Origin of the sequence: Mycobacterium sp. NPDC050041, assembly GCF_049541695.1 — a bacterium.
Taxonomy (GTDB): domain Bacteria; phylum Actinomycetota; class Actinomycetes; order Mycobacteriales; family Mycobacteriaceae; genus Mycobacterium.
Window position 1 is genome coordinate 130,657 of sequence record NZ_JBMVDG010000003.1, and the last position, 26,970, is coordinate 157,626.

Sequence of the window (26,970 nt, forward strand, 5' to 3'; positions counted from 1 at the left end):
GAATCAGAGTGGATTTCGCACTGCCGCAACACCTTCCCGCGCTACTGGAGGAGATGGACGCGTTCGTCGAGGCGGAGATCAAACCGCTGGAGCGCGAACACATCCAATACTTCGACCACCGCCGGGAGTACGCGCGCACGGACTGGGACAACGGTGGGATTCCGCGCCGCGAGTGGGAGGACCTGCTCGACGAGATGCGGCGACGCGCCGACGCGGCGGGCTGGCTGCGCTACGGGCTGCCGTCCCGGTTCGGTGGTCGCGACGGCACCAACATCGACATGGCGGTGATCCGGGAACATCTGGCGCACAAGGGCCTCGGTCTGCACAACGACCTGCAGGACGAGTCCTCGATCGTGGGCAACTTCCCCCAGGTCATCATGATGGAACGGTTCGGCACCGAGGCGCAGAAGGCAGACTGGATCGAGGCCATGCTGACCGGTGAGCGGTCGATGGCCTTCGGACTGACCGAGCCCAAGCACGGCTCCGACGCCACCTGGCTGGAGACCCGCGCCGTGCCCGACGGCGACGGCTGGGTGATCAACGGCAACAAGCGGTGGAACACCGGGGTGCACCGCGCCACTCACGACCTGATCTTCGCCCGCACGTCCGGGGAACCCGGCCAGGCCCGCGGCATCACGGCGTTCCTGGTGCCGACCGACTCCCCCGGCTTCACCGTGCCGTACTACTGGTGGACGTTCAACATGCCCACCGACCACGGCGAGGTCGAACTGAAGGACGTCCGCGTGCCTGCCGACGCGGTGCTCGGCGAGGTGGACCGGGGCCTGGAGGTGGGCCAGACGTTCCTGCACGAGAACCGGATCCGGCAGGCCGCGAGCAGCCTCGGCGCCGCACAGCACTGCATCGACCGCGCGGTCGCCTACGCCAACTCCCGCAACGTGTTCGGTAAACCGCTGGCCGTCAACCAGGCCGTGCAGTGGCCACTGGTCGAGCTTCAGACCGAGGCGCAGATGGTGCGGCTGCTGGTGTACTACGCCGCGACCGAACTGGATCGCAGCCACCACATGGAGGTCTCGGACAAGGTGTCGATGGCCAACTACCGGGCGAACCGGCTGGTGTGCGAGGCCGCCGACCGGGCCATGCAGGTGCACGGCGGCGTCGGCTACAGCCGCCACGAGCCGTTCGAGCACATCTACCGCCACCACCGGCGCTACCGCATCACCGAGGGCGCGGAGGAGATCCAGATCCGGCGGGTGGCGCAGCGGCTCTTCGGATTCGGCAAGCGCTGACATGGCGGGCGGCGACGTCACCACCGATCTGGCCGACGCACTCGTCACGGTGCTGCGGCCGGTGCTCGGCGACACGGTGACGGTGCGCGACCTGCACCGCCTCACCGGCGGCGCCAGCCGCACCACCTGGTCGTTCGACGCGGTCACCGACCGGCCGCAGGCGCTGATCCTGCGCACCGGGCCGCCCGACGAGGTACACGCGGGCATGGAACTGGAGGCCAGGGCGCAGCAGCGCGCGGCTGCCGTCGGCGCACCGGTGCCTCACATCCTCGCCGCGGACAATTCGGTTGCCGCGCTGGGCAATCCGTATCTGATCTGCGGGGCCATCGCGGGTGAGACCATCGTGCGGCGGATCTTCCGCGGCCTCGACGACACCGGCCGCGACCGGCTGCTGAGGCAGTGCGCGCAGGCGCTGGCCGCGATCCATCGCGCAGACCCCGACGGCATCGGCCTGACGCCGGCCGACCCGCTGGCCGAATGGCGTGACCGGCTCGACGAGATGGGCGATACCACCGCGACGTTCGAGTGGGCGTTCCGCTGGCTCGAGGCCAACCGGCCGCCGCCGACGCCACCCCGGCTGGTGCACGGCGACTTCCGGATGGGCAACCTGATCGTCGACGACCACGGGCTGGCCGCCGTGCTGGACTGGGAACTCGTCCACATCGGCGAGGTGCACGAGGATATTGCCTGGTTCTGCATCCGGGCCTGGCGGTTCGGCGCGCCGGAGCACCTCGGCGCGGGCGGACTGGGCAGCGTCGAGACGTTCCTGTCGGAGTACGAGGCCGCGGGCGGAGCTCCGATCGACCGGGGGGCCTTCCGGTGGTGGCTGGCGGTGGCGACACTGCGCTGGGGTGTGATCTGCCGCTTCCAGGCCGAGCGGCATCTCAGCGGACAGACCAGGTCGGTCGAACTCGCCGCCATCGGCAGGCGTGTCTGCGAGACGGAGTGGGATCTGCTGGAACTGCTCGAGGGAAGGGGTCCGCGGTGATGCCCGACGCGCCGCTGCACGGCCGACCGACCGCCGCCGAACTCGTCGCCGCCGTCGCGGAATTCCTCGAGCACGACGTGCGCGCGGCCACCGAGGGGCAGGTCAACTTCCACGCCCGGGTGGCGGCGAACGTGCTGCGCACCGTCGAACGCGAACTGCTCGATCCGTCGGCGGCCGACGTCACCGCAGCGGTGCGCGACCTCGGCTACGACGACGAACCGCACCTGGCCGCAGGCATCCGGGCAGGAGAGGTCGACGACCGGCCCGCCGAGCTGCTGGCCGCGCTGCGGGTGCTCGTGCGGCACCGCCTCACCATCGCCCATCCCGGCTACGACGCGACGTGACGCACGGTGGCCAGCCAGGCCGGCTCCTCGACCCGGGTGCCCACCGGCACGCCGTACGCCTCGCTCTGCGCCTGGCCGACCACGCCGTGGTAGGTCGCGGTGTCCAGCGCCTCGAGTGTCCAGCCGCCGGCGAATGCGCCACGGATGTCGACCTCGCTGACCTGCGGCCCGAACCCGCGACCGGCATCCGACAGAGCGAGCACGTGCACCAGCCCGTCGGGACGGCACGCCCGGTGCAACGCGGCGACGTAGCGGGCGCGGTCGGCCACGTCGAACACGTGGAAGAGTGCGCTGTCGACGATGGTGTCGTACTGCTGCCGCCCGTCGAGTTCCAGCGCATCGGCCACCTCGAACCGGGCGCTCACGCCCCTGGCCGCGGCGTTGTCACCGGCCGTACGCACCGCATGGGGCGAGAAGTCGATCCCGATCACGTCGTAGCCGAGGCCGGCCAGCAGGATCGTGTGCTCACCGGCGCCGCACCCGGCGTCGAGGACCTGCCCCCGGATGAGTCCCCGTCGTTCCAGCTCGACGACCGCGGGCTGCGGGCCGTCGATCACCCACGGCGGGGTCCCCGACCGGTAGGCGTCGTCGAACACGGACCTGGTGGGTGTCACGTCGGGCATTGCCTGGCCTCCTCTGATGCGGAATCCTGCTTGTGACTGCAGTGTGAAACCTCAAGAATCATTGAGGTCAAGTCCCCACGACGAGGAGGTCGCCATGGCACCGGCGCCGCTGCGGGCTGCCGCCGACGTGGCCGACCGGCTCTTCACGGCGATCGAAGCCGGGGACGCCGCCGCCGTCGAACGACTCTGGGCCGGCGACGTGCTGGTCTGGCACGCCGGCGACCGGCAGGACAACGACCGGGCGCGCGCGCTGCGGGTGATCGGATGGTTCATCAGCCGGACCACGGAACGCCGCTATGAGATTCTCGACCGCACACTGTTCGACGGCGGCTTCGTCCAGCAGCACCTGCTCCACGCCGCCGGAACGGACGGCGCCACCATCGCGATGCGCGTCTGCATCGTGATCAAAGTGAACGACGGCGGGCTGATCACCCGGATCGACGAGTACTTCGATCCGGCCGAGATGGCGCCGCTGCTCGATCAGCAACCACGGAGGTGATCATGGCCAGCCTGGCAGAACTGCTCGCCAGCCGGCAGGCGGTGGGCGTGTGGACCCTGGAGCCGGACCGGTCCCGGATCGGTTTCAGCAATCGGACGTTCTGGGGCGCCGCGAAGGTGAAGGGATCGTTCAGCGACTTCAGCGGCGACGGGCAGATCACCGAATCGGGCGCGGTGTTCGGCAGGGTCGACGTGCGCGCGGCCTCACTGAGCACCGGTATCGGTAAACGCGACACGCACCTGCGGTCCGACGAGTTCTTCGACGTCGAGGCCCACCCCGAGATCAGCGTGGTCGTGACGGCCGCCGAACCACGCGACACCGACCGTGCCGAACTGCGCGCCGAACTGCGCATCAAGGGGGTCACCCGGCCGATCGAGCTGCCTGCCGTCGTGCGGGTGCTCGACGACGGCGCGATCCGGATCTCCGGTGAGACCACCATCGACCGCACGGAGTTCGGGGTCGACGGCAACCTGATCGGGATGATGGGACCCAAGTCCGGCGTGTCAGCTGATCTGGTGTTCCGCCGAGCCACCGCGTGACGGCCCAAACACGCGGCAACGCTTTCTGATTCGCCGACCCCACTGCCGGCGTCGGCAGAATCGGTAGCATCTCGCGCATGGCTGAGCCGTCCCGCCCGCTGCGGATCCTGGTGTACAGCGACAATCCGCGCACCCGTGAGGCCGTGCAGCTGGCGCTGGGCCGGCGGATCCACCCGGAACTGCCCGAACTGTCCTACGTCGACGTCGCGACCGGGCCCATGGTGATCAAGCACATGGACGCCGGCGGGTTCGACCTGGTGATCCTCGACGGCGAGGCCAGTCCGACCGGCGGCCTGGGCATCGCCAAGCAGCTCAAGGACGAGATCGACGACTGTCCGCCCGTCCTGGTGCTCACCGGGCGTCCGGACGACGCCTGGCTGGCCAACTGGTCGCGGGCCGAGGCCGCGGTCCCCCATCCCATCGACCCGATCCGGCTCGGTGACGCGGTGGTCTCGCTGTTGCGCACACCGGTGCAGTGAACCGCCACCGACCGGACATCAAAAGAATTGGCGCTCTTGGCCCTTGAGCGCGGAGACATGAGCGCTGCGGCGCGCCCACCCATTGGATACCGATACTAACCAAAACGTGTGGCGCGGATCGCAAACATGGCTAGGCTGTGGGTTAGCTCACATCGACAGCCACGAGGGAGCGCTTGCGCGGTATGGATTTGTACACACCGATCCTGGTCTTGGGTGCGATCGCGGCCGCCTTCGCGGTGGTATCGGTGGTGATCTCCATGGTCATCGGCCCGAGCAGGTACAACCGGGCCAAGCTCGAGGCCTATGAGTGCGGCATCGAACCGCTGGCGCCGCCGTTCGAGCCCCGGGACGTCGGCCTGCACAAAGGCGGGTCGCGGTCGGCGACCGTCCAGCGGATCCCGATCAGGTACTACCTGACCGCGATGTTGTTCATCGTCTTCGACATCGAGATCGTGTTCCTCTACCCGTGGGCGGTGGCCTTCGACAGTCTGGGATTGTTCGCGCTGGTCGAGATGCTGCTGTTCATGCTCACCGTCTTCGTGGCCTATGCCTACGTATGGCGGCGGGGAGGCCTGAATTGGGACTAGAAGAACGGCTGCCGGGCGGGATCCTGCTGTCCACCGTCGAGAAGGTCGCCGGCTACGTCCGCAAGGGCTCGCTGTGGCCCGCCACGTTCGGCCTGGCGTGCTGCGCCATCGAGATGATGTCGACCGCCGGCCCGCGGTTCGACATCTCCCGCTTCGGGATGGAACGGTTCTCGGCGACGCCGCGACAGGCCGACCTGATGATCGTCGCGGGCCGGGTCAGCCAGAAGATGGCGCCGGTGCTGCGGCAGATCTACGACCAGATGGCCGAACCCAAGTGGGTGCTGGCCATGGGGGTGTGCGCCTCGTCCGGCGGGATGTTCAACAACTACGCGGTGGTCCAGGGCGTCGACCACGTGGTGCCTGTGGACATCTACCTGCCCGGCTGCCCACCGCGTCCGGAGATGCTGCTGCACGCAATCCTCAAGTTGCACGACAAAATTCAGCAGATGCCGCTCGGCGTCAACCGCGAAGAGGCGATCCGTGCGGCCGAAGAGGCCGCCCTGGCGGTGACTCCGACCATCGAGCTCAAGGGGTTGCTGCGGTGAGCGACGCCAATGGCAACGGGCACGGCAACGGTGCCGCCAATGGTGACGGCGCCGCCACGCCGGAGGTGATCGGCGTGCGCCGAGGCATGTTCGGCGCCAAGGGCACCGGCGACACATCGGGCTACGGACGGCTGGTGCGCCCGGTGGCCCTTCCCGGTGGCAGCCCCCGCCCCTACGGCGGCTACTTCGACGACGTCGTCGACACCCTCACCGCCGTCCTCGGTGAGGACGCGTACGCCGAGGCGGTCGAGCGGGTGGTGGTGTATCGCGACGAGCTGACGCTCGAGGTGCGGCGCGAGCATCTGCCTGCGGTGGCGCGTGCGTTGCGTGACGATGCCGCACTGCGTTTCGAGTTGTGCCTCGGGGTCAGCGGCGTGCACTACCCCGATGACGCCGGGCGCGAACTGCACGCGGTGTATCCGCTGATGTCGATCACCCACAATCGGCGCATCCGGCTGGAGGTGGCCGCCCCCGACGCCGATGCCCACATCCCTTCGCTTTTCGGCACATACCCGACGACCGACTGGCACGAACGCGAGACGTACGACTTCTTCGGCATCGTCTTCGACGGCCACCCCTCGCTGACTCGTATCGAGATGCCCGACGACTGGGTGGGACATCCGCAGCGCAAGGACTATCCGTTGGGCGGTATTCCCGTGGAGTACCACGGCGCCGAGATCCCCCCGCCCGACGAGCGGAGGGCCTACCACTGATGCCCACGACCCCGAACCCGCCCACCGACGGCGGTGGTTCCGCGGCAGGCACCGACACCGTCGTCGTCGTCGGCGGCGAGGACTGGGACCAGGTGGTGGCCGCCGCGGCGAAGGCGCAGTCGGGCGAGCGCATCGTGGTGAACATGGGCCCACAGCATCCGTCCACCCACGGCGTGCTGCGACTCATCCTCGAGATCGAGGGCGAGACGATCATCTCGGCGCGGTGCGGCATCGGCTATCTGCACACCGGGATCGAGAAGAACCTCGAGTACCGCAACTGGACACAGGGCGTCACGTTCGTCACCCGGATGGATTACCTGTCACCGTTCTTCAACGAGACCGCGTACTGCCTGGGTGTCGAGAAGCTGCTCGACGTCACCGATGCGGTGCCCGAGCGCGCCAGCGTGATCCGCGTGATGCTGATGGAGCTCAACCGCATCTCGTCGCACCTGGTGGCGCTGGCCACGGGCGGCATGGAACTTGGTGCGATGAGCGCCATGTTCTACGGCTTCCGGGAGCGCGAACAGATCCTCTCGGTGTTCGAGCTGATCACCGGGCTGCGGATGAACCACGCCTACATCCGGCCGGGCGGGCTGGCGGCCGACCTGCCCGACGACGCCGTGCCCAGGATCCGGGATCTGCTCGACCTGCTGCCCGGACGGCTGCGGGATCTCGAGGACCTGCTCAACGAGAACTACATCTGGAAGGCCCGCACACAGGGCATCGGCTACCTCGACCTGGCCGGCTGCATGGCGCTGGGCATCACCGGGCCGGTACTGCGGTCCACCGGGCTGCCGCACGACCTGCGCAGGGCCCAACCGTACTGCGGTTACGAGAACTACGAATTCGACGTGATCACCGACGACGGCTGCGACGCGTACGGCCGCTACCTGATCCGGGTCAAGGAGATGCGCGAGTCGATCAAGATCGCCGAACAGTGCCTGGACAAGCTGCGGCCGGGTCCGGTGATGATCACCGACAAGAAGCTGGCCTGGCCCGCCGACCTGAAGCTCGGGCCCGACGGGCTGGGCAACTCGCCCGAGCACATCGCGAAGATCATGGGCCACTCGATGGAAGGGCTGATCCACCACTTCAAGCTCGTCACCGAAGGCATCCGGGTACCGGCAGGCCAGGTGTACTCGGCGGTGGAGTCACCGCGGGGCGAGCTCGGGGTGCACATGGTGTCCGACGGCGGAACACGGCCCTACCGGGTGCACTACCGCGATCCGTCGTTCACGAACCTGCAAGCGGTGGCGGCGATGTGCGAGGGCGGCATGGTGGCCGACGCGATCTCGGCCGTCGCCTCGATCGATCCGGTGATGGGCGGTGTGGACAGATGACGGTCTTCCTGGAACTCGGTCAACGTCCCGACGAAGCGGGTCCGCCCATCCACGGAGCCTCGTCCTACCCGCCCGACGTGGCGGAGAGGCTGACCGCGGACGCGACCGCGATCGTCGCGAAGTATCCGCAGTCCCGCTCGGCGCTGCTGCCGCTGCTGCACCTGGTGCAGGCCGAGGACGGCTACCTGACCCCTGCCGGCATCGCGTTCTGCGCGGCGCACATCGGCCTGACCGCCGCCGAGGTCACCGCCGTCGCCACGTTCTACTCGATGTACCGGCGCAATCCCACCGGCGACTTCCTCGTCGGCGTCTGCACCAACACCCTCTGCGCGATCATGGGCGGCGACGCGATCCTGGAGGCGCTGCAGGATCATCTGGACATCCACGCCGGTGAGACCACCGGGGACGGTCGCGTCACCCTGGAGCACATCGAGTGCAACGCGGCCTGCGACTACGCGCCAGTGGTGATGGTCAACTGGGAGTTCTTCGACAACCAGACCCCGTCGTCGGCACGCGACATGGTGGACGGGTTGCGGTCGGGCACACCGCCCGAGCCGACGCGTGGCGCGCCGCTGTGCACATTCCGCGAAACCGCCCGCACGCTCGCCGGACTCGGGGAACCGCGGGCCGCCGCGGGAGCGGCAGGCGCCGCCACCCTCGCCGGTCTGCACGTCGCGCACGAGCACGCCATGACGGCGCCCGCGCCGACCGCCGCCGAGGGCCGGCCACCCACCGGCGCCGCCGGATCCGCCGCGCCGGACTCCGTCGAGACCACCCGCGACGAACCAGCACCCGCGCCGTCGGCCACCGTGCCCGCCGAATCCGGTACCGCCGAAACCACGCCCCGCGCAACGGAGTCCGACGCATGACCGGGCTGACGCCGGTGCTGAGCCGGTTCTGGGACGAGCCGCAGCCGTGGTCGATGGAGACCTACCGCCGCCACGACGGATACCGCGCGCTGGACCGCGCGCTGAGCATGGCGCCCGACGACGTGATCGCGCTGGTGAAGGACTCCGGGCTGCGCGGGCGCGGCGGAGCAGGCTTCCCGACCGGCACCAAGTGGTCGTTCATCCCGCAGGACGACACCGGCGCCGGCGCCAAACCGCACTACCTGGTGATCAACGCCGACGAGTCGGAACCCGGCACGTGCAAAGACATCCCGCTGATGATGACCACGCCGCACTTCCTGGTCGAGGGGGCGATCATCGCCGCCTACGCCATCCGTGCCCACCACGCGTTCATCTACGTACGCGGCGAGGTGGTGCCGGTGCTGCGCCGCCTACAGGCCGCCGTCGCCGAGGCCTACGCCGCCGGATACCTCGGCAGCGACATCGGCGGCTCCGGCTACGACCTCGAACTGATCGTGCACGCCGGCGCGGGCGCCTACATCTGCGGCGAGGAGACCGCGCTGCTGGACTCGCTGGAAGGCCGCCGCGGCCAGCCCCGGTTGCGCCCGCCGTTCCCCGCGGTGGCCGGCCTGTATGCCTGCCCCACGGTGGTCAACAACGTCGAGTCGATCGCCAGCGTCCCGCCGATCCTGCTCAACGGCATCGACTGGTTCCGCTCGATGGGTTCGGAGAAGTCCCCGGGCTTCACGCTGTACTCGCTGTCCGGCCACGTGACCAGGCCCGGACAGTACGAGGCCCCGCTGGGCATCACCCTGCGTGAACTGCTCGACTATGCGGGCGGTGTGCGGGCGGGGCACACGCTCAAGTTCTGGACTCCCGGCGGGTCGTCGACGCCGCTGCTCACCGACGAACACCTCGACGTGCCATTGGATTACGAGGGTGTGGCGAAGGCCGGTTCGATGCTCGGCACCAAGGCGCTGCAGATCTTCGACGAGACCACCTGCGTGGTGCGCGCGGTGCGGCGCTGGACGGAGTTCTACGCCCACGAATCCTGCGGCAAATGTACGCCGTGCCGCGAGGGCACCTACTGGCTGACCCAGATCTACGCCCGGCTGGAGAGCGGGCAGGCGGGTGCCGAGGACGTCGACAAGCTGCTCGACATCTCCGACGCCATCCTCGGGAAGTCGTTCTGCGCGTTGGGGGACGGCGCGGCCAGTCCGATCATCTCGTCCATCAAGTACTTCCGCGACGAGTACCTGGCGCACCTCGACCCGGCCTCACCTGGGTGCCCGTTCGATCCGCACGCCTCCACACTGCTGGCCGCCGAGGGGGTGGGAGTATGACGCAGACCGCCGAACCCGGCACCGAGGTGCCGCCGGTCGAGATGGTCACGCTGACGATCGACGGCGCCGAGGTGAGCGTGCCCAAGGGCACGCTGGTGATCCGGGCGGCCGAGCTGATGGGCATCCAGATCCCGCGATTCTGCGACCACCCACTGCTCGATCCCGTCGGCGCCTGCCGGCAGTGCCTGGTCGAGGTGGAGGGCCAGCGCAAGCCGATGGCGTCGTGCACCACCACGGTGAGTCCGGACATGGTGGTGAGCACGCAGTTCAGTTCCGAGGTCGCCGACAAGGCGCAGCGCGGGGTGATGGAACTGCTGCTGATCAACCACCCGCTGGACTGCCCGGTCTGCGACAAGGGTGGCGAATGCCCGCTGCAGAACCAGGCGATGTCCAACGGCCGCGCCGAGACGCGGTTCACCGACGTCAAACGCACCTTCCCCAAACCCATCAACATCTCCGCCCAGGTGCTGCTGGACCGGGAGCGCTGCGTGCTGTGCGCCCGTTGCACCCGGTTCTCCGAGCAGATCGCCGGCGACCCGTTCATCGACCTGCTGGAACGCGGTGCGCTGCAACAGGTCGGCATCGCTCCCGGCGAACCGTTCGCCTCCTACTTCTCGGGCAACACCGTGCAGATCTGTCCGGTCGGCGCGCTCACCGGCACCGCATACCGGTTCCGGGCACGTCCGTTCGACCTGGTGTCCACGCCGAGCGTATGTGAGCACTGTGCCTCCGGTTGTGCGCAGCGCACCGACCACCGGCGCGGAAAGGTGTTGCGCCGGTTGGCCGGTGACGATCCCGAGGTCAACGAGGAGTGGAACTGCGACAAGGGCAGGTGGGCCTTCACCTACACCGGCCTCGGCGACCGCATCACCACACCGCTGCTCCGCGACCCCGATGGCACGCTGCGGCCTGCGTCATGGTCCGAGGCGCTGGGTGTGGCCGGGGCCGGGTTGGGCCGGGCGACCGGCGCGACGGGCGTGCTCGTCGGCGGCCGCGTCACCGCCGAGGACGCCTACGCCTACACGAAGTTCGCGCGGATGGTGCTCGACACCAACGACATCGACTTCCGCGCCCGGCCGCACAGCGACGAGGAAGCCCGCTTCCTGGCCGCCCACGTGGCCGGGGCGCCGCGCACCGTGCGGTATGCAGACGTCGAGAACGCGCCCGCCGTCCTGCTCGCCGGCCTCGAGCCCGAGGAGGAGTCGCCGATCGTCTACCTGCGGCTGCGCAAGGCGGCTCGCAAGCACGGTCTGCAGGTCCTCTCGATCGCCCCGTACGCGACACGCGCGCTCACCAAGATGTCCGGCCGGCTGATCCGGACCGTCCCGGGTGCCGAGGCCGCCGCCCTCGACGGGTTGACCGACGAACCGCTGCTGCGGATGCCCGGAGCGCTGATCCTGGTCGGCGAGCGCCTGGCGACGGCGCCCGGGGCGCTGTCCGCGGCGACCAGGCTGGCCTCGGCCACCGGGGCGCGGCTGGCGTGGATTCCGCGGCGGGCCGGCGAACGCGGCGCCGTCGAGGCGGGCGCGCTGCCCAACCTGCTCCCCGGCGGGCGTCCGGTCGACGACCCGCAGGCGCGGGCACAGACGGCGGCGGCATGGAACGTCTCGGCACTGCCCGCCGCGACCGGACGCGACACCGCGGCGATCCTCGATGCGGCGGGCGCCGGCGATCTGGGCGCCGTCCTCGTCGGCGGCGTCGAGGTGGCCGACCTGCCCGACCCGGACGCCGCCATGGCGGCTCTGCGCGCCGCACCGTTCGTGGTGAGTCTCGAACTGCGCGAGAGCGCGGTCACCGCGATCGCCGACGTGGTCTTCCCCGTGGCCCCGGTCGTGGAGAAGTCGGGGTCGTTCGTCAACTGGGAAGGGCGGCAACGTCCGTTCCCCGCCGCGCTGCCGACCAACGCGAACGCCGACCGCAGGGTGCTGCACATCCTCGCCGACGAGATGGGTGTGGACCTCGGACTGCCCACGGCGGAGGCCGCCGCGGAAGAGATGGCGCAACTCGGCCTGTGGGCCGGCGCGCGGCCGGCCGGACCGGACGCGACAGCGCTGCCCTCCCCCGCGCCGGAAGCGGGGCAGGCGGTGCTGGCCAGCTGGCGCATGCTGCTCGACGCGGGCCGTCTGCAGGACGGGGAACCGCACCTGGCCGGCACCGCACGCCCAGCAGTGGTCCGGATGTCGGCCGCGACCGCCGCCGAGATCGGCTGCGCCGAGGGCGATCCGGTGCTCGTGGGCACCGACCGCGGCGACGTCGTGCTGCCGCTGGCCGTCACCGACATGGACGACCGGGTGGTGTGGCTGCCGGCGAACTCCCCCGGCGCCGCAATGCATCAGCGCCTCGGAGTCGGCGCCGGTGCCGTGGTGACGATCGGCCGGGCCACCTGATGATCCACCCCGACCCGACCCTGTTCGGCCACGACCCGTGGTGGCTGATCCTCGCCAAGGCGGTCGGCGTCTTCGTCTTCCTCCTGCTGACGGTCCTGGCGGCGATCCTCATCGAACGCAAGGTGCTCGGCCGCATGCAGATGCGCTTCGGGCCCAACCGGGTCGGACCGAAGGGCCTGCTGCAGTCGCTCGCCGACGGCATCAAGCTGGCGCTCAAGGAGGGCCTCACCCCGGCCGGGGTGGACAAGCCCATCTACCTGCTCGCCCCGGTGATCGCGACGGTGCCCGCATTCCTCGCCTTCGCCGTGATCCCGATGGGCGGAGCGGTGTCGGTGTTCGGCCACCGCACCGCCCTGCAACTGACCGACCTGGCCGTCGCGGTGCTCTACATCCTCGCCGTCACCTCGATCGGCGTGTACGGGATCGTGCTGGCCGGCTGGGCATCCGGGTCCACCTACCCGCTTCTGGGCGGACTGCGATCGAGCGCCCAGGTGGTGTCCTACGAGATCGCGATGGCGCTGTCGTTCGCGGCGGTGTTCCTCTACGCGGGCACCATGTCCACCTCCGGCATCGTCGCCGCCCAAAACCGCACCTGGTTCGTGTTCCTGCTGCTGCCTTCGTTTCTCGTCTATGTCACCTCGATGGTCGGCGAGACGAACCGGGCGCCGTTCGACCTGCCCGAGGCCGAGGGCGAACTGGTCGGCGGGTTCCACACCGAGTACTCGTCGCTGAAGTTCGCCATGTTCATGCTCGCCGAGTACGTCAACATGACGACGGTCTCCGCGCTGGCCACCACGATGTTCCTCGGCGGCTGGCACGCCCCGTGGCCGATCAGCATCTGGGACGGCGCCAACACCGGCTGGTGGCCGCTGCTCTGGTTCACCGCCAAGGTGTGGGCCTTCCTGTTCCTCTACATCTGGCTGCGAGGCACGCTGCCGCGACTGCGCTACGACCAGTTCATGGCCATCGGCTGGAAGGTGCTCATCCCGGTGTCGCTGGCCTGGATCATGGTGGTGGCCACGGCTCACAGCCTGCGGGTGCACGGCGAAGGAGCGTGGGCGACGGCCCTGCTCATCGGCGGCACGATCGCCACCCTGCTGCTCGCCAGGGCGCTGTGGCGGGCGCAGCGGCCCGGCACCGAACGATCCGTCGCCGACCCGGTCGCGGGCCCGGATTCGTTCCCGGTGCCGCCGTTGCCCCACGAGCGTGCCGCAGCGACGGTCCAGTCCACACCCAAGGAGAAGACCGATGCCTAAGCTCTGGGACGCCGTCGCCGGATTCGCGGTCACCTTCACCACGATGTTCAAGAAGCCGATCACCGAGGAGTATCCGGAGAAGCCCGGTCCGGTCGCCCCGCGGTACCACGGCCGCCACCAGCTCAACCGGTACACCGACGGCCTCGAGAAGTGCATCGGCTGCGAGCTGTGCGCATGGGCCTGCCCCGCCGACGCCATCTACGTGGAGGGCGCGGACAACACCGAGGCCGAACGGTTCTCGCCGGGTGAGCGGTACGGCCGGGTGTACCAGATCAACTACCTGCGGTGCATCGGGTGCGGCCTGTGCATCGAGGCGTGCCCCACCCGGGCGCTGACGATGACCAACGAGTACGAGATGGCCGACGACAACCGCGCCGATCTGATCTGGGGCAAGGACAAGCTGCTGGCGCCGATGCAGCCCGGGATGACGCCGCCGCCGCACGAGATGGCTCCCGGCGCCACCGACGACGACTACTACCTCGGCCGGATCGCGCCCGTCCCGGAGATCACCACGTGACCGATGCCGTGATGCTGCTCGCCGCTGAGGGCGCCACCCGCACCACCACCACCGAGGCCGTCATGTTCTGGGTGCTCGGCACGATCGCGGTGATCGGCGCGGTCGGGGTGGTGGCCGCACCGAAAGCCGTCTACTCCGCGGTGTCGCTGGCAGGCACGATGATCGTGCTGGCCATGCTCTACATCGCCCAGGACGCGCTGTTCCTCGGTGTCGTGCAGGTGGTGGTCTACACCGGCGCGGTGATGATGCTGTTCCTGTTCGTGCTGATGCTGATCGGCGTCGACCTGTCCGAGTCGCTGGTGGAAACGCTTCGCGGACAACGGGTCGCGGCGATCGCGGTCGGACTCGGCTTCGGCATCCTGCTCATCGCAGGCATCGGCAGCGTGTCAACCACCGGGTTCACCGGACGCACCGACTCGTCGGGCCGATCCGCAGGCTCCTTGGCCGAAGCCAACGCGGGCGGCAACGTCGAGGGGCTGGCCGCCCTCATCTTCACCCGCTACCTGTGGGCCTTCGAACTGACCGGCGCGCTGCTCATCACCGCGGCGCTGGGCGCCATGGTGCTGGCCCACCGCGAGCGCTTCGAGCACCGAAAGACCCAGCGCGAGCTGGCCATCGAACGCTTCCAGACCGGCGGGCACGCGACGCCGATGCCCAACCCCGGCGTCTACGCGCGGCACAACGCCGTCGACATGCCGGGCCGGCTGCCGGACGGCTCGGCCTCCGAATCGTCGGTCAGCGCGATCCTGCAGCGGCGCCCGGTGCCCACGATGGACGACGCACCGGTCGACGGCAACGGCCGGAACGGTCACGCCAACGGCAGGAACGGTCGTCGATGAACCCCGACAACTACCTGTACCTGTCGGCGCTGCTGTTCACGATCGGCGCATCCGGAGTGCTGTTGCGCCGCAACGCCATCGTCATGTTCATGTGCGTGGAGCTGATGCTCAACGCGGCGAACCTCGCGTTCGTCGCGTTCTCCCGGATGCACGGCCACCTCGACGGCCAGGTGGTGGCGTTCTTCACCATGGTGGTCGCGGCCTGTGAGGTGGTGATCGGCCTGGCGATCATCATGACCATCTTCCGCTCCCGCCGCTCGGCCTCGGTCGACGACGCCAGTCTGCTGAAGAACTAGGCCCGACATGACGCTTCCGGTGTGGCTGCTCATCGCCCTCCCGTTGGCGGGCGCCGCGGTCCTGTTGCTGTCCGGCCGACGCACCGACCGGTGGGGACACCTACTGGGTTGCGCGGCGTCGATCGCATCCTTCGCCGTCGGCGCCGTGTTGTTCGCCGACATGGTCGGCCGGGGGGCCGAGGACCGCGCAGTGGTCGAGACGCTGTACTCCTGGGTGCCCGTCGCCGGCCTGCAGGTCGACTTCGGGCTGCAGCTCGATCAGCTGTCGATGTGTTTCGTGCTGCTGATCACCGGCGTCGGCTCGTTGATCCACGTCTACTCCATCGGCTACATGGCCGAGGATCCGCAACGGCGGCGGTTCTTCGCGTACCTGAACCTGTTCCTGGCCGCCATGCTGCTGCTGGTGCTCGCCGACAACTACCTCGGGCTCTACATGGGCTGGGAGGGCGTCGGTCTGGCGTCGTATCTGCTCATCGGATTCTGGTCGCACAAGCCCTCGGCGGCCGCCGCGGCCAAGAAGGCGTTCGTGGTCAACCGGGTCGGCGACATGGGCCTCGCGATCGCGCTGATGATCATGTTCGCCACCGTCGGCTCGGTCTCGTTCGCGACGGTGTTCGCCGGCGCCGAGGAACTCGGTGACGGCGTGCTCACCGCCGTAGGGCTGATGCTGCTGCTCGGCGCGTGCGGCAAGTCCGCCCAGGTGCCGCTGCAGTCGTGGCTCGGTGACGCCATGGAGGGCCCCACCCCGGTGTCGGCGCTGATCCACGCCGCCACCATGGTCACCGCGGGCGTGTACCTGATCGTGCGGTCCGGACCCATCTTCGACCTCGCCCCCACCGCACAACTCGGCGTGGTGATCGTCGGCGCGGTCACCCTGCTCTTCGGCGCGATCATCGGCTGCGCGAAGGACGACATCAAGAAGGCGCTCGCCGCGTCGACGATGAGCCAGATCGGCTACATGGTGCTCGCCGCCGGACTCGGTCCCGCCGGGTACGCGTTCGCGATCATGCATCTGCTCACCCACGGCTTCTTCAAGGCCGGGCTGTTCCTGGGCGCCGGTTCGGTGATGCACGCCATGGACGACGAGGTGGACATGCGCCGCTACGGCGGGCTGCGCACCGCCTTGCCCATCACCTTCGCGACGTTCGGGCTGGGATACCTGGCCATCATCGGGATCCCGCCGCTGGCCGGGTTCTTCTCCAAGGACGGCATCATCGAGGCCGCGCTCGGTGCGGGCGGCGCCAAGGGCATCATCCTGGGTGGCACGGCGATCCTCGGCGCAGGAATCACCGCGTTCTACATGACCCGGGTGATGCTGATGACGTTCTTCGGTGAGCGGCGGTGGGCGGCCCACGTCCATCCGCACGAGGCGCCGAAGGTGATGACGTGGCCGATGATCCTGCTCGCGATCGGTTCGGTGGGCTCCGGCGCACTGTTCGCGATCGGCGGCACGCTCGAACACTGGCTGGAACCCGTCGTGGGCAGCCACGAAATCCATCACGTGGCACCGGTGTGGGTGGTCACCACGATCATCCTCGGCGTGGTGGCCGTCGGTATCGCGGTGGCCGTGCGCGCCTACGGCACCCGGCCGGTGCCCGCGGAAGCGCCTGCCGGATCGGCTCTCACCGTGGCGGCCCGGCGTGATCTCTACGGCGACGCCGTCAACGAGGCGGTGTTCATGCGCGGTGGACAGGTGGTGACCCGGGCGATGGTCGACGTCGACGACAAGGGCGTCGACGGCGCCGCCACCGGATTGGCCGCTGGGGTCGGCAGGACCTCGGATGCACTGCGGCAGTGGCAGACCGGCTTCGCGCGATCGTATGCGCTGTCGATGCTCGCCGGCGCGGCCCTGGTGATCGGCATGATCATGGCGGTGCGGGTCTGGTGAGCGCCTTTCCGTGGCTGAGCGCGCTGTGGGCGGTGCCGATCCTGGGCGCGGGCGCCGTCATGCTGGTGCCTGCTACCCGGCGGACGCTGGCCAAGTGGGTGGCGCTGGCCGTCGCGGTGGCCGTGCTGGTGTTGACCGCCGTGATCGCGGTCCGCTTCGATCCGGCCGGCGCGCAATATCAGTTCGTCGAATCACGCCGGTGGATCCCGTCGTTCGGCACCGGATACATCCTCGGCGTCGACGGCATCGCGCTGGCCCTCGTGGTGCTGACCGCGATCCTGGTGCCGCTGCTGGTCGTCGCCGGGTGGAACGACGCAGGAGTGCAGGGCCGCTCGGTCCACACCTACCTCGCGTTGACCCTGGCCGTCGAGGGCATGGTCGTCATGTCCCTGGTCTCGCTCGACGTACTGCTGTTCTACGTGTTCTTCGAGGCGATGCTGATCCCGATGTACTTCCTGATCGGCGGCTTCGGCGGCGAGAACCGCTCCGGGGCGGCGGTGCGGTTCCTGCTGTACAACCTCTTCGGCGGGCTGATCATGCTGGCCGCGGTGATCGGTCTCTACGTGGCGACGGCGGGCAGCGACGCCTTCGACGCGGGCACGTTCGACTTCCGCGCCATCGTCGCCGCGGTGTCATCCGGTGAATTCGCCCCCAGCCCTGCCGTAGCGAACCTGCTGTTCCTCGGGTTCATGTTCGCGTTCGCCGTCAAGGCGCCCCTGTGGCCGTTGCACCGCTGGTTGCCCGACGCGGCGGTGCAGGCCACGCCGGCCAGTGCGGTGCTGATGATGGCCGTGATGGACAAGGTCGGCACCTTCGGGATGCTGCGCTACTGCCTGCAGTTGTTCCCGGACGCGTCGACGCTGTTCCGGCCCGTGGTGATCACTCTGGCGGTGATCGGCATCGTCTACGGTGCGATCCTGGCGATCGGTCAGACCGACGTCATGCGGTTGATCGCCTACACGTCGATCTCCCACTTCGGCTTCATCATCCTCGGCATCTTCGTGATGACCAGTCAGGGTCAGTCGGGGTCGACGCTGTACATGGTGAACCACGGCATCTCCACCGCGGCGCTGTTCCTCATCGCGGGATTCCTGGTGTCGCGGCGCGGTTCCCGCCTGATCGACGCCTACGGCGGTGTGCAGAAGGTGGCGCCCGTGCTGGCGGGCACCTTCCTGGTGTCCGGGCTGGCCACGCTGTCGCTGCCCGGCCTGGCCCCGTTCATCAGTGAATTCCTGGTACTGATAGGCACGTTCACGCGATATCCGGTGCTCGCGGTGATCGCCGCGACCGCGCTGGTGCTGTCGGCGGTCTACATCCTGTGGATGTACCAGCGGATGATGACCGGTCCGGTGCCCGACGACCTGGCCGACGACGCCCACCGGATCCGCGACCTGGTGCCCCGCGAACTCGTCGTCGTCGCACCTCTGATCGCACTGCTGCTGCTGCTCGGCGTCTACCCGAAACCCGCGCTGGACGTGATCAACCCGGCGGTCGAGCACACGCTGACCACGATCGACCAACGCGATCCGGCTCCGAGCGTCGCCGTCTCGACCGAAGCCGAAGGGGGTCGCTGACATGCCAACGCCGAGCGTCGAATACGGCCTGCTGTCGCCCATGCTGATCGTGCTCGGCGCGGCCGTTCTCGGCGTTCTCCTCGAGGCGTTCCTGCCTCGGCGCAGCCGCTACGGCGCCCAGGTCGCGCTGGCCCTCGGTGCCCTCGTCGCGGCACTCGTCGCGGTGGTCGTGCTGGCGCGCAGGCACACCGAGAGCCGGGCGGTGATGGGCGCCGTCGTGGTGGACGCCCCCGCGCTGTTCCTGCAGGGCACCGTACTGCTGGTGGCCCTGCTGGGCGTCCTGCTCATCGCCGAGCGCCGGATCCCCGGTCGCACCGAAACCGGCGAGGCGACAGGCGGACTCGACTCCTTCACGCCGCAGGCGTCGGCGATCACCGGGAGCGTCGCCGAGCAACTGGCCACCAAGGCGGGGGTGATTCAGACCGAGGTCTTCCCGCTGACGATGTTCGCCGTCGGCGGCATGCTGCTGTTTCCGGCTGCCGACGACCTGCTCACCATGTTCATCGCGCTGGAGGTGCTGTCACTGCCGCTGTACCTGCTGTGCGGACTGGCGCGGCGGCGACGGCAGCTGTCGCAGGAAGCCGCGTTGAAGTACTTCCTGCTGGGCGCCTTCTCCTCGGCGTTCTTCCTCTACGGCGCGGCCATGCTGTACGGCTACGCCGGCACGCTGGAACTGCGCGGCATCGCCACCGTCGTTTCCGAAGGAACCGGACCGACATCGCTCGCGCTGATCGGCACTGGGCTGCTGCTGGTCGGCGTGTTGTTCAAGGTCGGTGCGGTGCCGTTCCACTCGTGGATCCCCGACGTGTACCAGGGCGCGCCGACCCCGGTGACCGCGTTCATGGCGGCGGCCACCAAGATCGCGGCATTCGGGGCGATGCTGCGCATCTTCTACGTCGCACTGCCCGAATTGCGGGACGACTGGCGGCCGGTGCTGTGGGCGATCGCCATCCTCACCATGGTGGTCGGCACGGTCACCGCCGTCACGCAGATCGATGTCAAGAGGATGCTGGCCTACTCGGCCGTCGCGCATTCGGGTTTCATCCTGACCGGCGTGATCGCCGAGAACCGGGCTGGTCTGTCCTCGACGCTGTTCTACCTGTTCGCCTACGGATTCAGCACGCTCGGCGCGTTCGCGGTGGTGGGCCTGGTGCGCGACGCCGACGGTGAGGAGGAGACGGCGATGGCCCGCTGGGCCGGGCTGGGACGGCGGTATCCGCTTGTCGGAGTGGTGTTCTCGCTGTTCCTGCTTGCCTTCGCCGGCATCCCGCTCACCAGTGGATTCGTCAGCAAGTTCGCCGTGTTCAAGGCGGCGGGCGAGGGTGGCGCGATCCCGCTGGTGACCGTCGGCGTGGTCGCCAGCGCCATCGCCGCGTACTTCTACGTCCGGGTCATCGTCTTGATGTTCTTCACCGAACCGCCCGACGACGCACCGGAGGTGGTGGTGCCCAGCGGCCTGACGACGGCGGCGGTGACCGTCACAGCCGCCGTCACCCTCGCCCTCGGCGCACTGCCGCAGCCCCTGCTCGATCTGGCCGACAGCGCCGACCAGTTCCTGCGCTGAGAAGATGGCGCCATGACCGACGTCGACACGCTCGTGCTGGTCCTCGACCATGGCCCGGTCCGGCTGATCACCATGAACCGGCCGCAGGCCCGCAATGCGCTCAGCCGCAATCTGATTCGCCGGCTGTACACGGCGCTGACCGATGCCGACGCCGATCCGTCGGTGCACGCGGTCGTGCTGACCGGCGCCGATCCGGCGTTCTGCGCCGGCGTCGATCTGAAAGAGGCACACCAGATCGGCACTGCCTACTTCGAGGAGTTTGGTGAGCACAGCTGCATCGATGCCACCGGCCGGATGCGGACACCGATCATCGGGGCGGTCAACGGCGCAGTCTTCACCGGCGGCCTGGAGATGGCGCTGGGCTGCGACTTCCTGATCGCCTCGGAGCGCGCGGTGTTCGCCGACACCCACGCCCGCGTCGGCATCCTGCCCGGCGGAGGGATGACCGCCCGACTTCCGCACGTCGTCGGCGCCGCCATGGCGCGTCGGCTGTCGATGACCGGTGAGGTGGTCGACGCCGCCCGCGCCGAACGGATCGGCCTCGTCACCGAGGTCGTCGCGCACGACCGCCTCGTCGAACGAGCCCTCGAACTGGCGCACCAGATCGCGGAGGTACCGGCGCAGACGATGGCCGGGCTCAAGGAGATCTACGCGCGCGGCCAGGAGCCGGTCCTCTCCCCCGCGCTGGCGGCCGAGCAGGAGATCGCGGCTGCGCAGACCCGGGACTTCGCGGACCTCGGTGAGCGGTTCAGCCAGGTGAGCGCGCGCAACAAGGGGCAGATCGCCGGGGAATAGCCCGCCGCCGGCCGCGGTTGTGGCGACGCATGACCACACTTTCGGGCAAGACCGCGCTGGTGACCGGCGCGTCGCGAGGGATCGGGCGCGCGATCGCGCGCCGGCTGGCCGCCGACGGGGCCGTCGTCGCCGTGCATTACGGCAGCAACGACGCCGCGGCCGCGGAGACCGTCGACGCGATCCGCGCCGCAGGTGGCGAGGCTTTCGCCGTCAGAGCAGAACTCGGCGTCGACAACGACGTCGACACCTTGTTCGCCGGTCTCGAGGAGGGACTCGACGGCCGTTCGCTCGACATCCTCGTCAACAACGCCGCCATCGCCACCGCGGACGCCACCATCGACAAGGCGACGCCCGAGCAGTTCGAGCGGGAGTTCGCGATCAACGTCCGCGCGCCGTTCTTCATCACCCAGCGAGCCCTCCCGCTGCTGCGCGACGGCGGCCGGATCATCAACGTCTCCTCCGGCGTCACATGGTTCGCGACGCCGCAGATCGTGTACTCCATGACCAAGGGCGCGCTGAACGTCCTCGGCCGGTCACTGGCCAACACGCTCGGCGAGCGCGGCATCACGGTGAACAACGTGGCACCCGGGGTCACCGACACCGACATGAACTCGTGGCTGCACGAGAGTGACGACGCGCAGCAGGGATTCACGAACATCACGGCGCTCGACCGGATCGGCAAGGCCGAAGAGATCGCCGACGCCGTTGCGTTCTTCGCGTCGCCCGACAGCCGCTGGGTGACGGGCCAGACCCTCGACGTCAACGGCGGGCTGTTCCTCGGCCCGAGGGAGAAGCTGCTGCCGAGCTAGTCGTCAGCGCCCTGGGCGACCACGCCGCGCGCCACGATGGCCGTGGTCTGGTCGACCCAGGTGTCGTCGAGTGGCTGACCGGGAACCAGCAGCAGCCGCAGCATGGTGGCGCCACCGATGATCTCGACGAGCCGGTCGGGATCGACGTCGTCGTGCACCCCTCCGCGGCGCACCGCGTCGGCGAGTCGGATGTGCACCGCGGCGAACACCCCGGCGAACCGTCCCATCACCCGGGCGTTCAGTTCGGCGTCAGCGGACATGTCAGCGATCAGGCCGGGCAGCGCCGCGCGCACTACCGGTGTGGTGAACACGTCGCGGGTGGCTTCGATCATCGCGCGGACGTCGGCGGCGATGTCGCCGGCGGGCGCCGTCAGCGCGGTCGGCGCCGCCGGGAACGCCGCTTCGTGCACCAGTTCGGCCTTGCTGGACCACCGGCGGTAGAGCGCGGTCTTGGTGGTGCCGGCGCGCTGCGCCACCGCTGCCATGGTCAGGTTCGAATAGCCGATTTCCACAAGCAGATCCGCGGTCGCGCGCAGTATGGCAGCGTCAATGCGCGGATCCCGGGGCCGCCCGGCGCCCGGGGTCTTGTCAAGCGAAACAGGGTCTGCTTTCATAACGCTACCCACCGTATCGTAATTGCGGCCACAGGAAGGGTCTCATGCCCACAGAACCGGCTGTCGAAGACGTCGGCCGTCTGCAGCGCTCCGGCCGCGACACAAGCACGCTGCCCGATGTCTTGTCCCAGTGGCTGGCCACCGTGCTGCCCGGCGGGGTCGCGCCACAGGTCACCGTCGAGAGCGGCATCGATGCGAACGGAATGTCCTCGGAGACAATCGTCCTCACTGTCCGACGGGACGACGACGGGTCTGCCGTCGAGGAGCGGTTCGTCGCGCGGGTCGCGCCGTCGGCGGAGGACGTGCCGGTCTTCGACTCCTACCGCCTGGACCACCAGTTCGAGGTGATCCGGTTGGTCGGCGAGTCGACCGACATCCCCGTGCCGCAGGTGCGCTGGCTGGAACCGACGGGGTCGGTGCTCGGCACCCCGTTCTTCCTGATGGACCATGTCGAGGGCATCGTGCCGCCCGACGTGATGCCCTACACGTTCGGCGGGAACTGGTTCTTCGACGCGCCGGCCGAGAAGCAACGCGAACTGCAGAACCGCACCATCGAGGTGCTGGCGAAGCTGCACGCCGTGCCACAGCCGGAACAGACCTTCGGCTTCCTGGCCGAGAAGGCGCCGCAGCGGAATGCGTTGCGCCGCAACCTGGACTGGCTGACGTCGTGGTACGCGTTCGCCGTTCCCGACATCGGCCGCTCCGAGCTGATCGAGCGGGCGCTGGCGTGGCTGGAGGAACACTGGCCGACCGAGGTCGCCGACGCCGACCCGGTGCTGGTGTGGGGGGACGCGCGGATCGGCAACGTCCTCTACGAAGATTTCCGGCCCGTCGCCGTGCTGGACTGGGAGATGGCCACGCTCGGTCCGCGGGAGATGGATCTCGCGTGGATGATATTCGCGCACATGGTGTTCCAGGAGCTCACCGGCCTCGCCGGGCTACCGGGGATGCCGGACTTCATGCGCGAGGCCGACGTCAAGGCCACCTACACCGAGCTGACCGGCGTGCCCGTCGGCGACCTGCAGTGGTTCTACGTGTACTCGGCCGTGATCTGGGCGTGCGTCTTCATGCGGACCAGTGCGCGGCGGGTGCGCTTCGGCGAGATCGAGGCGCCCCAGGATGTGGAATCGCTGTTCTACCACGGCGCCCTGCTGCGCCGGCTGATCGGAGACGACGCCTGATGCTCGGACCCATGGACGAATTCCCGGTTCACCAGATCCCGCAGCCGATCGCCTGGCCGGGCTCGTCGGACCGCAACTTCTACGACCGGTCCTACTTCAACGCCCATGACCGCACCGGCGACATCTTCGTGATCACCGGGATCGGGTATTACCCGAATCTCGGCGTGAAGGACGCCTTCATGTTGGTACGGCGCGGTGACACGCAGACCGCGGTGCACCTGTCCGACGGCGTCGACCAGGACCGGCTGAACCAGCACGTCGGCGGCTACCGGGTGGAGGTCGACGAACCGCTGCAGCGGCTGCGGGTCGTGCTCGACGAGACCGAGGGCATCGCGGCCGACCTGACCTGGAACGGACTGTTCCCCGTCGTACAGGAGCAGCGGCACCTGCTGCGCACCGGCCACCGGGTGACCCTGGACGCGCAGCGGTTCGCGCAGGTCGGCACCTGGAGCGGGCACCTCGTCGTCGATGGCGAGGAGATCCCCGTCGATCCTGCCCGCTGGATCGGGACACGGGACCGGTCGTGGGGCATCCGACCCATCGGCGAGGCAGAGCCTGCGGGCCGGCCGGCTGATCCGCCGTTCGAGGGCATGTGGTGGTTGTACGTGCCGATGGCATTCGAGGACTTCGCGATCGTGCTGATCATCCAGGAGGAACCGACCGGCTTCCGGTCGCTGAACGACTGCACCCGCATCTGGCGCGACGGCAGGGTCGAGCAGCTGGGCTGGCCGCGGGTGAAGATCCACTACACGTCCGGAACCCGGATCCCCTACGGCGCGACGATCGAGGCCACCACCCCTGACGGTGCGCCGGTGGTACTCGAGGTGGAGTCGAAGCTGGCGGTGCCGATCCACATCGGCGGCGGCTACGGCGGCGACTCTGACTGGATCCACGGAATGTGGAAGGGCGACAAGTTCACCGAGCGGCTGACCTATGACATGACCGACCCGGCGGTGTCGGGGCGGGCGATGTTCGGCGTCATCGATCACGTCGGGCGGGCCTCGTGCAGTGCCGGCGGACAGACCGTCGAAGGGTGGGGCCTGTTCGAGCACGGGGCACTCGGCCGGCACGACCCGTCGGGCTTCGCGGACTGGCTGACCCTGGCGCCCTAGCGGAACCGGCGGTGCAGCGACTGCTTCGATACGCCGAGGATCCGGGCGATGTCCCCCCACGAGTAGCCCGCGGTGCGCGCCGCGCGGATTGCTTCGTCGTAGTTCTCGCGCGCGCGGTCGAGGTCGTCGCGAGCTGAATGGAGGCCGCGTCGGCATGCGCCCGACATGATCTCGGCGATGACCGGGTCGGGTTCCTCGATAGCCGGCCGGTCGTCGCGTGCGCCGCATTCGAGTTCCTCGAGGGTGCGGCGGCGCATCTCCTCGAGGTCAGGGTGGTCGGCCCACCATGGTCGGGGCGTCTCCGCGATGCCGCGTCCGTCGGGTGCCATGGGCGCAGTATGCAGATGAGCACCGACAGGTGCGGCGCCGATTTCGACAGGATCCACCGATCCGCGCTCGTCAACAAAAGTTGACGCACGCAGGTGCACACACCACCCGCGGGGGCGCTGATTTCGACAACCCCACCCACCCGCGTCCGTCAACAAAAGTTGACGTGCGCACGTGCACACCCGCCCGCGGGCGGGTGTGCACGTGCGCTCAGGCGGTCTGGCTGACCGGCGCGGACACCTTGCCGAACACCATCGACTCCTCGATGCGGTCGAAGCGGTGGTCGATGACGTCGAGGAAGTAGTTGTGCCGGACGTGCCACGGCCGCCTGGTGCCCGACCGCGGCAATGCGTGCGGGGCCCGCTTGATGTAGCCGGACTGCAGGTCGAACGTCGGCTTCTCCTTCATCTGCTGTCCGCCCAGATGCGGATATGCGTGGGTGTACCCGTGAGAGTCCATGTAGGCCAACAGCTTTGCCACTGCCTTGGCGGTCATGTCGGCGCGCAGCGTCCACGACGCGTTGGTGTAGCCGATGCACCAGGCCATGTTCGGAACGTCCTCGAGCAGGTACTCCTTGTAGACGAACCGGTCGGTCGGTTTGATCTCGTTGCCGTCGATGCTGACCGTGATGCCACCGAGCGCCTGCAGCTGCAGTCCCGTTGCGGTGACGATGATGTCGGCGTCGAGGTGGCCGCCGGACTTCAGCGCGATGCCCGTGGCGTCGATATGGTCGATGTGGTCGGTGACCACCTCGGCGCGCCCGTCGCTGATGTGCTCGAACAGATCGTGGTCGAGCACCAGGCACATCCGTTGATCCCACGGGTTGTAGCGGGGATTGAAGTGCACGTCGACCTCGTAGTCCGGCGGCAGCGCCGCCACCGTGCGGTTGCGGATCAACTTGCGCCCGAACTTCGGCGCCTTGCGGAACATGAAGTAGGTGAGCACGTGGAACACCGCGTTGCGCACCCGGACCACGGGATGAGCCAGCTTCGGGGGCAACAACTTCCGGATGAAGTCCACCATCGGATCGATGCGCGCCATCGACATCATGTACGTCGGTGACCGCTGCAGCATGGTGACGTGCGCGGCGTCCTTGGCCAGTGCCGGAATCAAACTGATCGCGGTGGCGCCACTGCCGATCACCACCACCCGCTTGCCCGAGTAGTCGAGTGTCTCCGGCCAGAACTGCGGGTGCACCACCTCGCCGCCGAACTGCTCGACGCCCGGGAAATCCGGAGCGTAGGGCTCGTCGTAGTTGTAGTAGCCGGTCCCGCAGAACAGGAAGCGGCCCCGGTACTGCCTCTCCTCGCTCCCGTCGGGCCCCTCGTGCACGGCGGTGACCGTCCAGGTGTCGGTGCCGGAGTCCCAGTCGGCCGAGCGGACGTGGGTGTTGAACCGGATGTGCCGGTCGATGCCGTTGTTGCGCGCCGCATCGGTCAGGTAGTCGCGGATGTCGGCGCCCTCGGCGACGTTCTCGGGCCGCCGCCACGGCTCGTAGGGGAAGCTCAGGGTGAAGATGTCACTGTCGGATCGGATACCGGGATAACGGAAGAGGTCCCAGGTGCCGCCGATGCGCGCCCGTCGCTCCAGCACCGTGTACGTCAGCTGGGGATTCTTCTCGTGAATCCGGTAGGCCGCGCCGATCCCGGAGATGCCTGCCCCGATGATGATGACGTCCGAGTATTCGGCCGCGTGTGCCATCCCGATGAACCTCCC

At 68.9% G+C, this 26,970-nt stretch carries 28 protein-coding genes; 24 read left to right on the top strand and 4 right to left on the bottom strand.

Annotation, left to right across the window (positions count from 1 at the left end; genetic code table 11):
- Positions 1–8: 8 nt before the first annotated feature.
- Genes ACPCHZ_RS11055 through ACPCHZ_RS11065 form a run of 3 tightly spaced genes read left to right on the top strand, consistent with a single transcriptional unit; the run spans position 9 to position 2,579 of the window.
- A complete protein-coding gene (locus tag ACPCHZ_RS11055) occupies positions 9–1,247 on the top strand; it encodes an acyl-CoA dehydrogenase family protein (protein WP_423484812.1) in 1,239 nt (412 codons plus the stop codon).
- A gap of 1 nt (position 1,248) precedes the next feature.
- Positions 1,249–2,235: a phosphotransferase family protein gene (locus ACPCHZ_RS11060; RefSeq protein ID WP_423484813.1), complete on the top strand. Its 987-nt coding sequence runs from the start codon at positions 1,249–1,251 to the stop codon at positions 2,233–2,235.
- Positions 2,235–2,579, top strand: coding sequence for a DUF6285 domain-containing protein (locus tag ACPCHZ_RS11065; protein ID WP_423484814.1), 345 nt, complete (start codon positions 2,235–2,237; stop codon positions 2,577–2,579). Before ACPCHZ_RS11060 ends, ACPCHZ_RS11065 begins: the two co-directional genes overlap by 1 nt.
- On the opposite strand, the gene ACPCHZ_RS11070 is transcribed toward ACPCHZ_RS11065, so the two are convergent.
- Positions 2,564–3,202, bottom strand: a complete 639-nt coding sequence (locus ACPCHZ_RS11070) for a class I SAM-dependent methyltransferase (protein ID WP_423484815.1) — start codon at positions 3,200–3,202, stop codon at positions 2,564–2,566. The genes ACPCHZ_RS11065 and ACPCHZ_RS11070 overlap by 16 nt on opposite strands.
- Before the next feature lie 94 nt (positions 3,203–3,296).
- Between ACPCHZ_RS11070 and ACPCHZ_RS11075 the strand changes: the two genes are divergently transcribed.
- The 19 genes from ACPCHZ_RS11075 (at position 3,297) to ACPCHZ_RS11165 (ending at position 22,020) form a co-directional block, all read left to right on the top strand.
- Positions 3,297–3,701 (top strand): nuclear transport factor 2 family protein, encoded by a 405-nt coding sequence (locus ACPCHZ_RS11075; protein ID WP_423484816.1) that lies wholly within the window; start codon positions 3,297–3,299, stop codon positions 3,699–3,701.
- Positions 3,702–3,703: 2 nt separating this feature from the next.
- Positions 3,704–4,240: a YceI family protein gene (locus tag ACPCHZ_RS11080; RefSeq protein WP_423484817.1), complete on the top strand. Its 537-nt coding sequence runs from the start codon at positions 3,704–3,706 to the stop codon at positions 4,238–4,240.
- A 77-nt stretch (positions 4,241–4,317) separates the two neighbouring features.
- Positions 4,318–4,719 carry a hypothetical protein gene (locus ACPCHZ_RS11085; RefSeq protein WP_264012235.1) on the top strand — a complete coding sequence of 134 codons (402 nt, stop codon included), beginning with the start codon at positions 4,318–4,320 and terminating at the stop codon, positions 4,717–4,719.
- Between the two features lie 182 nt (positions 4,720–4,901).
- A complete protein-coding gene (locus tag ACPCHZ_RS11090) occupies positions 4,902–5,306 on the top strand; it encodes an NADH-quinone oxidoreductase subunit A (RefSeq protein ID WP_423484818.1) in 405 nt (134 codons plus the stop codon).
- On the top strand, positions 5,297–5,851 hold the full coding sequence (locus ACPCHZ_RS11095) for a NuoB/complex I 20 kDa subunit family protein (protein WP_264012237.1): 555 nt from the start codon (positions 5,297–5,299) through the stop codon (positions 5,849–5,851). The genes ACPCHZ_RS11090 and ACPCHZ_RS11095 overlap by 10 nt, the downstream gene beginning before the upstream one ends.
- Positions 5,848–6,564 (top strand): NADH-quinone oxidoreductase subunit C, encoded by a 717-nt coding sequence (locus ACPCHZ_RS11100; protein WP_423484819.1) that lies wholly within the window; start codon positions 5,848–5,850, stop codon positions 6,562–6,564. The genes ACPCHZ_RS11095 and ACPCHZ_RS11100 overlap by 4 nt, the downstream gene beginning before the upstream one ends.
- On the top strand, positions 6,564–7,904 hold the full coding sequence (gene nuoD, locus ACPCHZ_RS11105) for an NADH dehydrogenase (quinone) subunit D (RefSeq protein ID WP_423484820.1): 1,341 nt from the start codon (positions 6,564–6,566) through the stop codon (positions 7,902–7,904). Before ACPCHZ_RS11100 ends, nuoD begins: the two co-directional genes overlap by 1 nt.
- On the top strand, positions 7,901–8,773 hold the full coding sequence (nuoE, locus tag ACPCHZ_RS11110) for an NADH-quinone oxidoreductase subunit NuoE (RefSeq protein WP_423484821.1): 873 nt from the start codon (positions 7,901–7,903) through the stop codon (positions 8,771–8,773). Before nuoD ends, nuoE begins: the two co-directional genes overlap by 4 nt.
- Complete coding sequence (gene nuoF / locus ACPCHZ_RS11115) at positions 8,770–10,095, top strand: NADH-quinone oxidoreductase subunit NuoF (protein WP_423484822.1); 1,326 nt, start codon at positions 8,770–8,772, stop codon at positions 10,093–10,095. Before nuoE ends, nuoF begins: the two co-directional genes overlap by 4 nt.
- On the top strand, positions 10,092–12,482 hold the full coding sequence (locus tag ACPCHZ_RS11120) for an NADH-quinone oxidoreductase subunit G (protein WP_423484823.1): 2,391 nt from the start codon (positions 10,092–10,094) through the stop codon (positions 12,480–12,482). The genes nuoF and ACPCHZ_RS11120 overlap by 4 nt, the downstream gene beginning before the upstream one ends.
- Positions 12,482–13,738 carry an NADH-quinone oxidoreductase subunit NuoH gene (nuoH, locus tag ACPCHZ_RS11125; RefSeq protein ID WP_423484824.1) on the top strand — a complete coding sequence of 419 codons (1,257 nt, stop codon included), beginning with the start codon at positions 12,482–12,484 and terminating at the stop codon, positions 13,736–13,738. Before ACPCHZ_RS11120 ends, nuoH begins: the two co-directional genes overlap by 1 nt.
- Positions 13,731–14,255 carry an NADH-quinone oxidoreductase subunit NuoI gene (gene nuoI / locus ACPCHZ_RS11130; protein ID WP_423484825.1) on the top strand — a complete coding sequence of 175 codons (525 nt, stop codon included), beginning with the start codon at positions 13,731–13,733 and terminating at the stop codon, positions 14,253–14,255. Before nuoH ends, nuoI begins: the two co-directional genes overlap by 8 nt.
- Positions 14,256–14,266: 11 nt before the next feature.
- Positions 14,267–15,094, top strand: a complete 828-nt coding sequence (locus ACPCHZ_RS11135) for an NADH-quinone oxidoreductase subunit J (protein WP_423485347.1) — start codon at positions 14,267–14,269, stop codon at positions 15,092–15,094.
- Positions 15,091–15,390, top strand: a complete 300-nt coding sequence (nuoK, locus tag ACPCHZ_RS11140) for an NADH-quinone oxidoreductase subunit NuoK (RefSeq protein WP_364971735.1) — start codon at positions 15,091–15,093, stop codon at positions 15,388–15,390. The genes ACPCHZ_RS11135 and nuoK overlap by 4 nt, the downstream gene beginning before the upstream one ends.
- 7 nt (positions 15,391–15,397) lie before the next feature.
- Complete coding sequence (gene nuoL, locus ACPCHZ_RS11145; RefSeq protein WP_423484826.1) at positions 15,398–17,278, top strand: NADH-quinone oxidoreductase subunit L; 1,881 nt, start codon at positions 15,398–15,400, stop codon at positions 17,276–17,278.
- Entirely contained in the window at positions 17,272–18,852 is a 1,581-nt protein-coding gene (locus ACPCHZ_RS11150) for an NADH-quinone oxidoreductase subunit M (RefSeq protein ID WP_423485348.1), read from the top strand. The genes nuoL and ACPCHZ_RS11150 overlap by 7 nt, the downstream gene beginning before the upstream one ends.
- 1 nt (position 18,853) lies before the next feature.
- Positions 18,854–20,416 carry an NADH-quinone oxidoreductase subunit NuoN gene (gene nuoN / locus ACPCHZ_RS11155; protein WP_423484827.1) on the top strand — a complete coding sequence of 521 codons (1,563 nt, stop codon included), beginning with the start codon at positions 18,854–18,856 and terminating at the stop codon, positions 20,414–20,416.
- Positions 20,417–20,428: 12 nt separating this feature from the next.
- Positions 20,429–21,211, top strand: a complete 783-nt coding sequence (locus ACPCHZ_RS11160; protein ID WP_423484828.1) for an enoyl-CoA hydratase — start codon at positions 20,429–20,431, stop codon at positions 21,209–21,211.
- A 29-nt stretch (positions 21,212–21,240) separates the two neighbouring features.
- Positions 21,241–22,020, top strand: a complete 780-nt coding sequence (locus ACPCHZ_RS11165; protein WP_423484829.1) for an SDR family NAD(P)-dependent oxidoreductase — start codon at positions 21,241–21,243, stop codon at positions 22,018–22,020.
- On the opposite strand, the gene ACPCHZ_RS11170 is transcribed toward ACPCHZ_RS11165, so the two are convergent.
- On the bottom strand, positions 22,017–22,634 hold the full coding sequence (locus tag ACPCHZ_RS11170; protein WP_423484830.1) for a TetR/AcrR family transcriptional regulator: 618 nt from the start codon (positions 22,632–22,634) through the stop codon (positions 22,017–22,019). The genes ACPCHZ_RS11165 and ACPCHZ_RS11170 overlap by 4 nt on opposite strands.
- A 44-nt stretch (positions 22,635–22,678) precedes the next feature.
- Between ACPCHZ_RS11170 and ACPCHZ_RS11175 the strand changes: the two genes are divergently transcribed.
- Positions 22,679–23,815: a phosphotransferase family protein gene (locus ACPCHZ_RS11175; protein WP_423484831.1), complete on the top strand. Its 1,137-nt coding sequence runs from the start codon at positions 22,679–22,681 to the stop codon at positions 23,813–23,815.
- Positions 23,815–24,927: a hypothetical protein gene (locus tag ACPCHZ_RS11180; protein WP_423484832.1), complete on the top strand. Its 1,113-nt coding sequence runs from the start codon at positions 23,815–23,817 to the stop codon at positions 24,925–24,927. Before ACPCHZ_RS11175 ends, ACPCHZ_RS11180 begins: the two co-directional genes overlap by 1 nt.
- Here the strand turns inward: ACPCHZ_RS11180 and ACPCHZ_RS11185 are convergent.
- Together ACPCHZ_RS11185 and ACPCHZ_RS11190 are read right to left on the bottom strand one after the other, a co-directional pair.
- Positions 24,924–25,256 (bottom strand): hypothetical protein, encoded by a 333-nt coding sequence (locus ACPCHZ_RS11185; RefSeq protein ID WP_423484833.1) that lies wholly within the window; start codon positions 25,254–25,256, stop codon positions 24,924–24,926. The genes ACPCHZ_RS11180 and ACPCHZ_RS11185 overlap by 4 nt on opposite strands.
- A gap of 208 nt (positions 25,257–25,464) precedes the next feature.
- A complete protein-coding gene (locus ACPCHZ_RS11190; protein WP_423484834.1) occupies positions 25,465–26,955 on the bottom strand; it encodes a flavin-containing monooxygenase in 1,491 nt (496 codons plus the stop codon).
- Between the last annotated feature and the right edge of the window lie 15 nt (positions 26,956–26,970).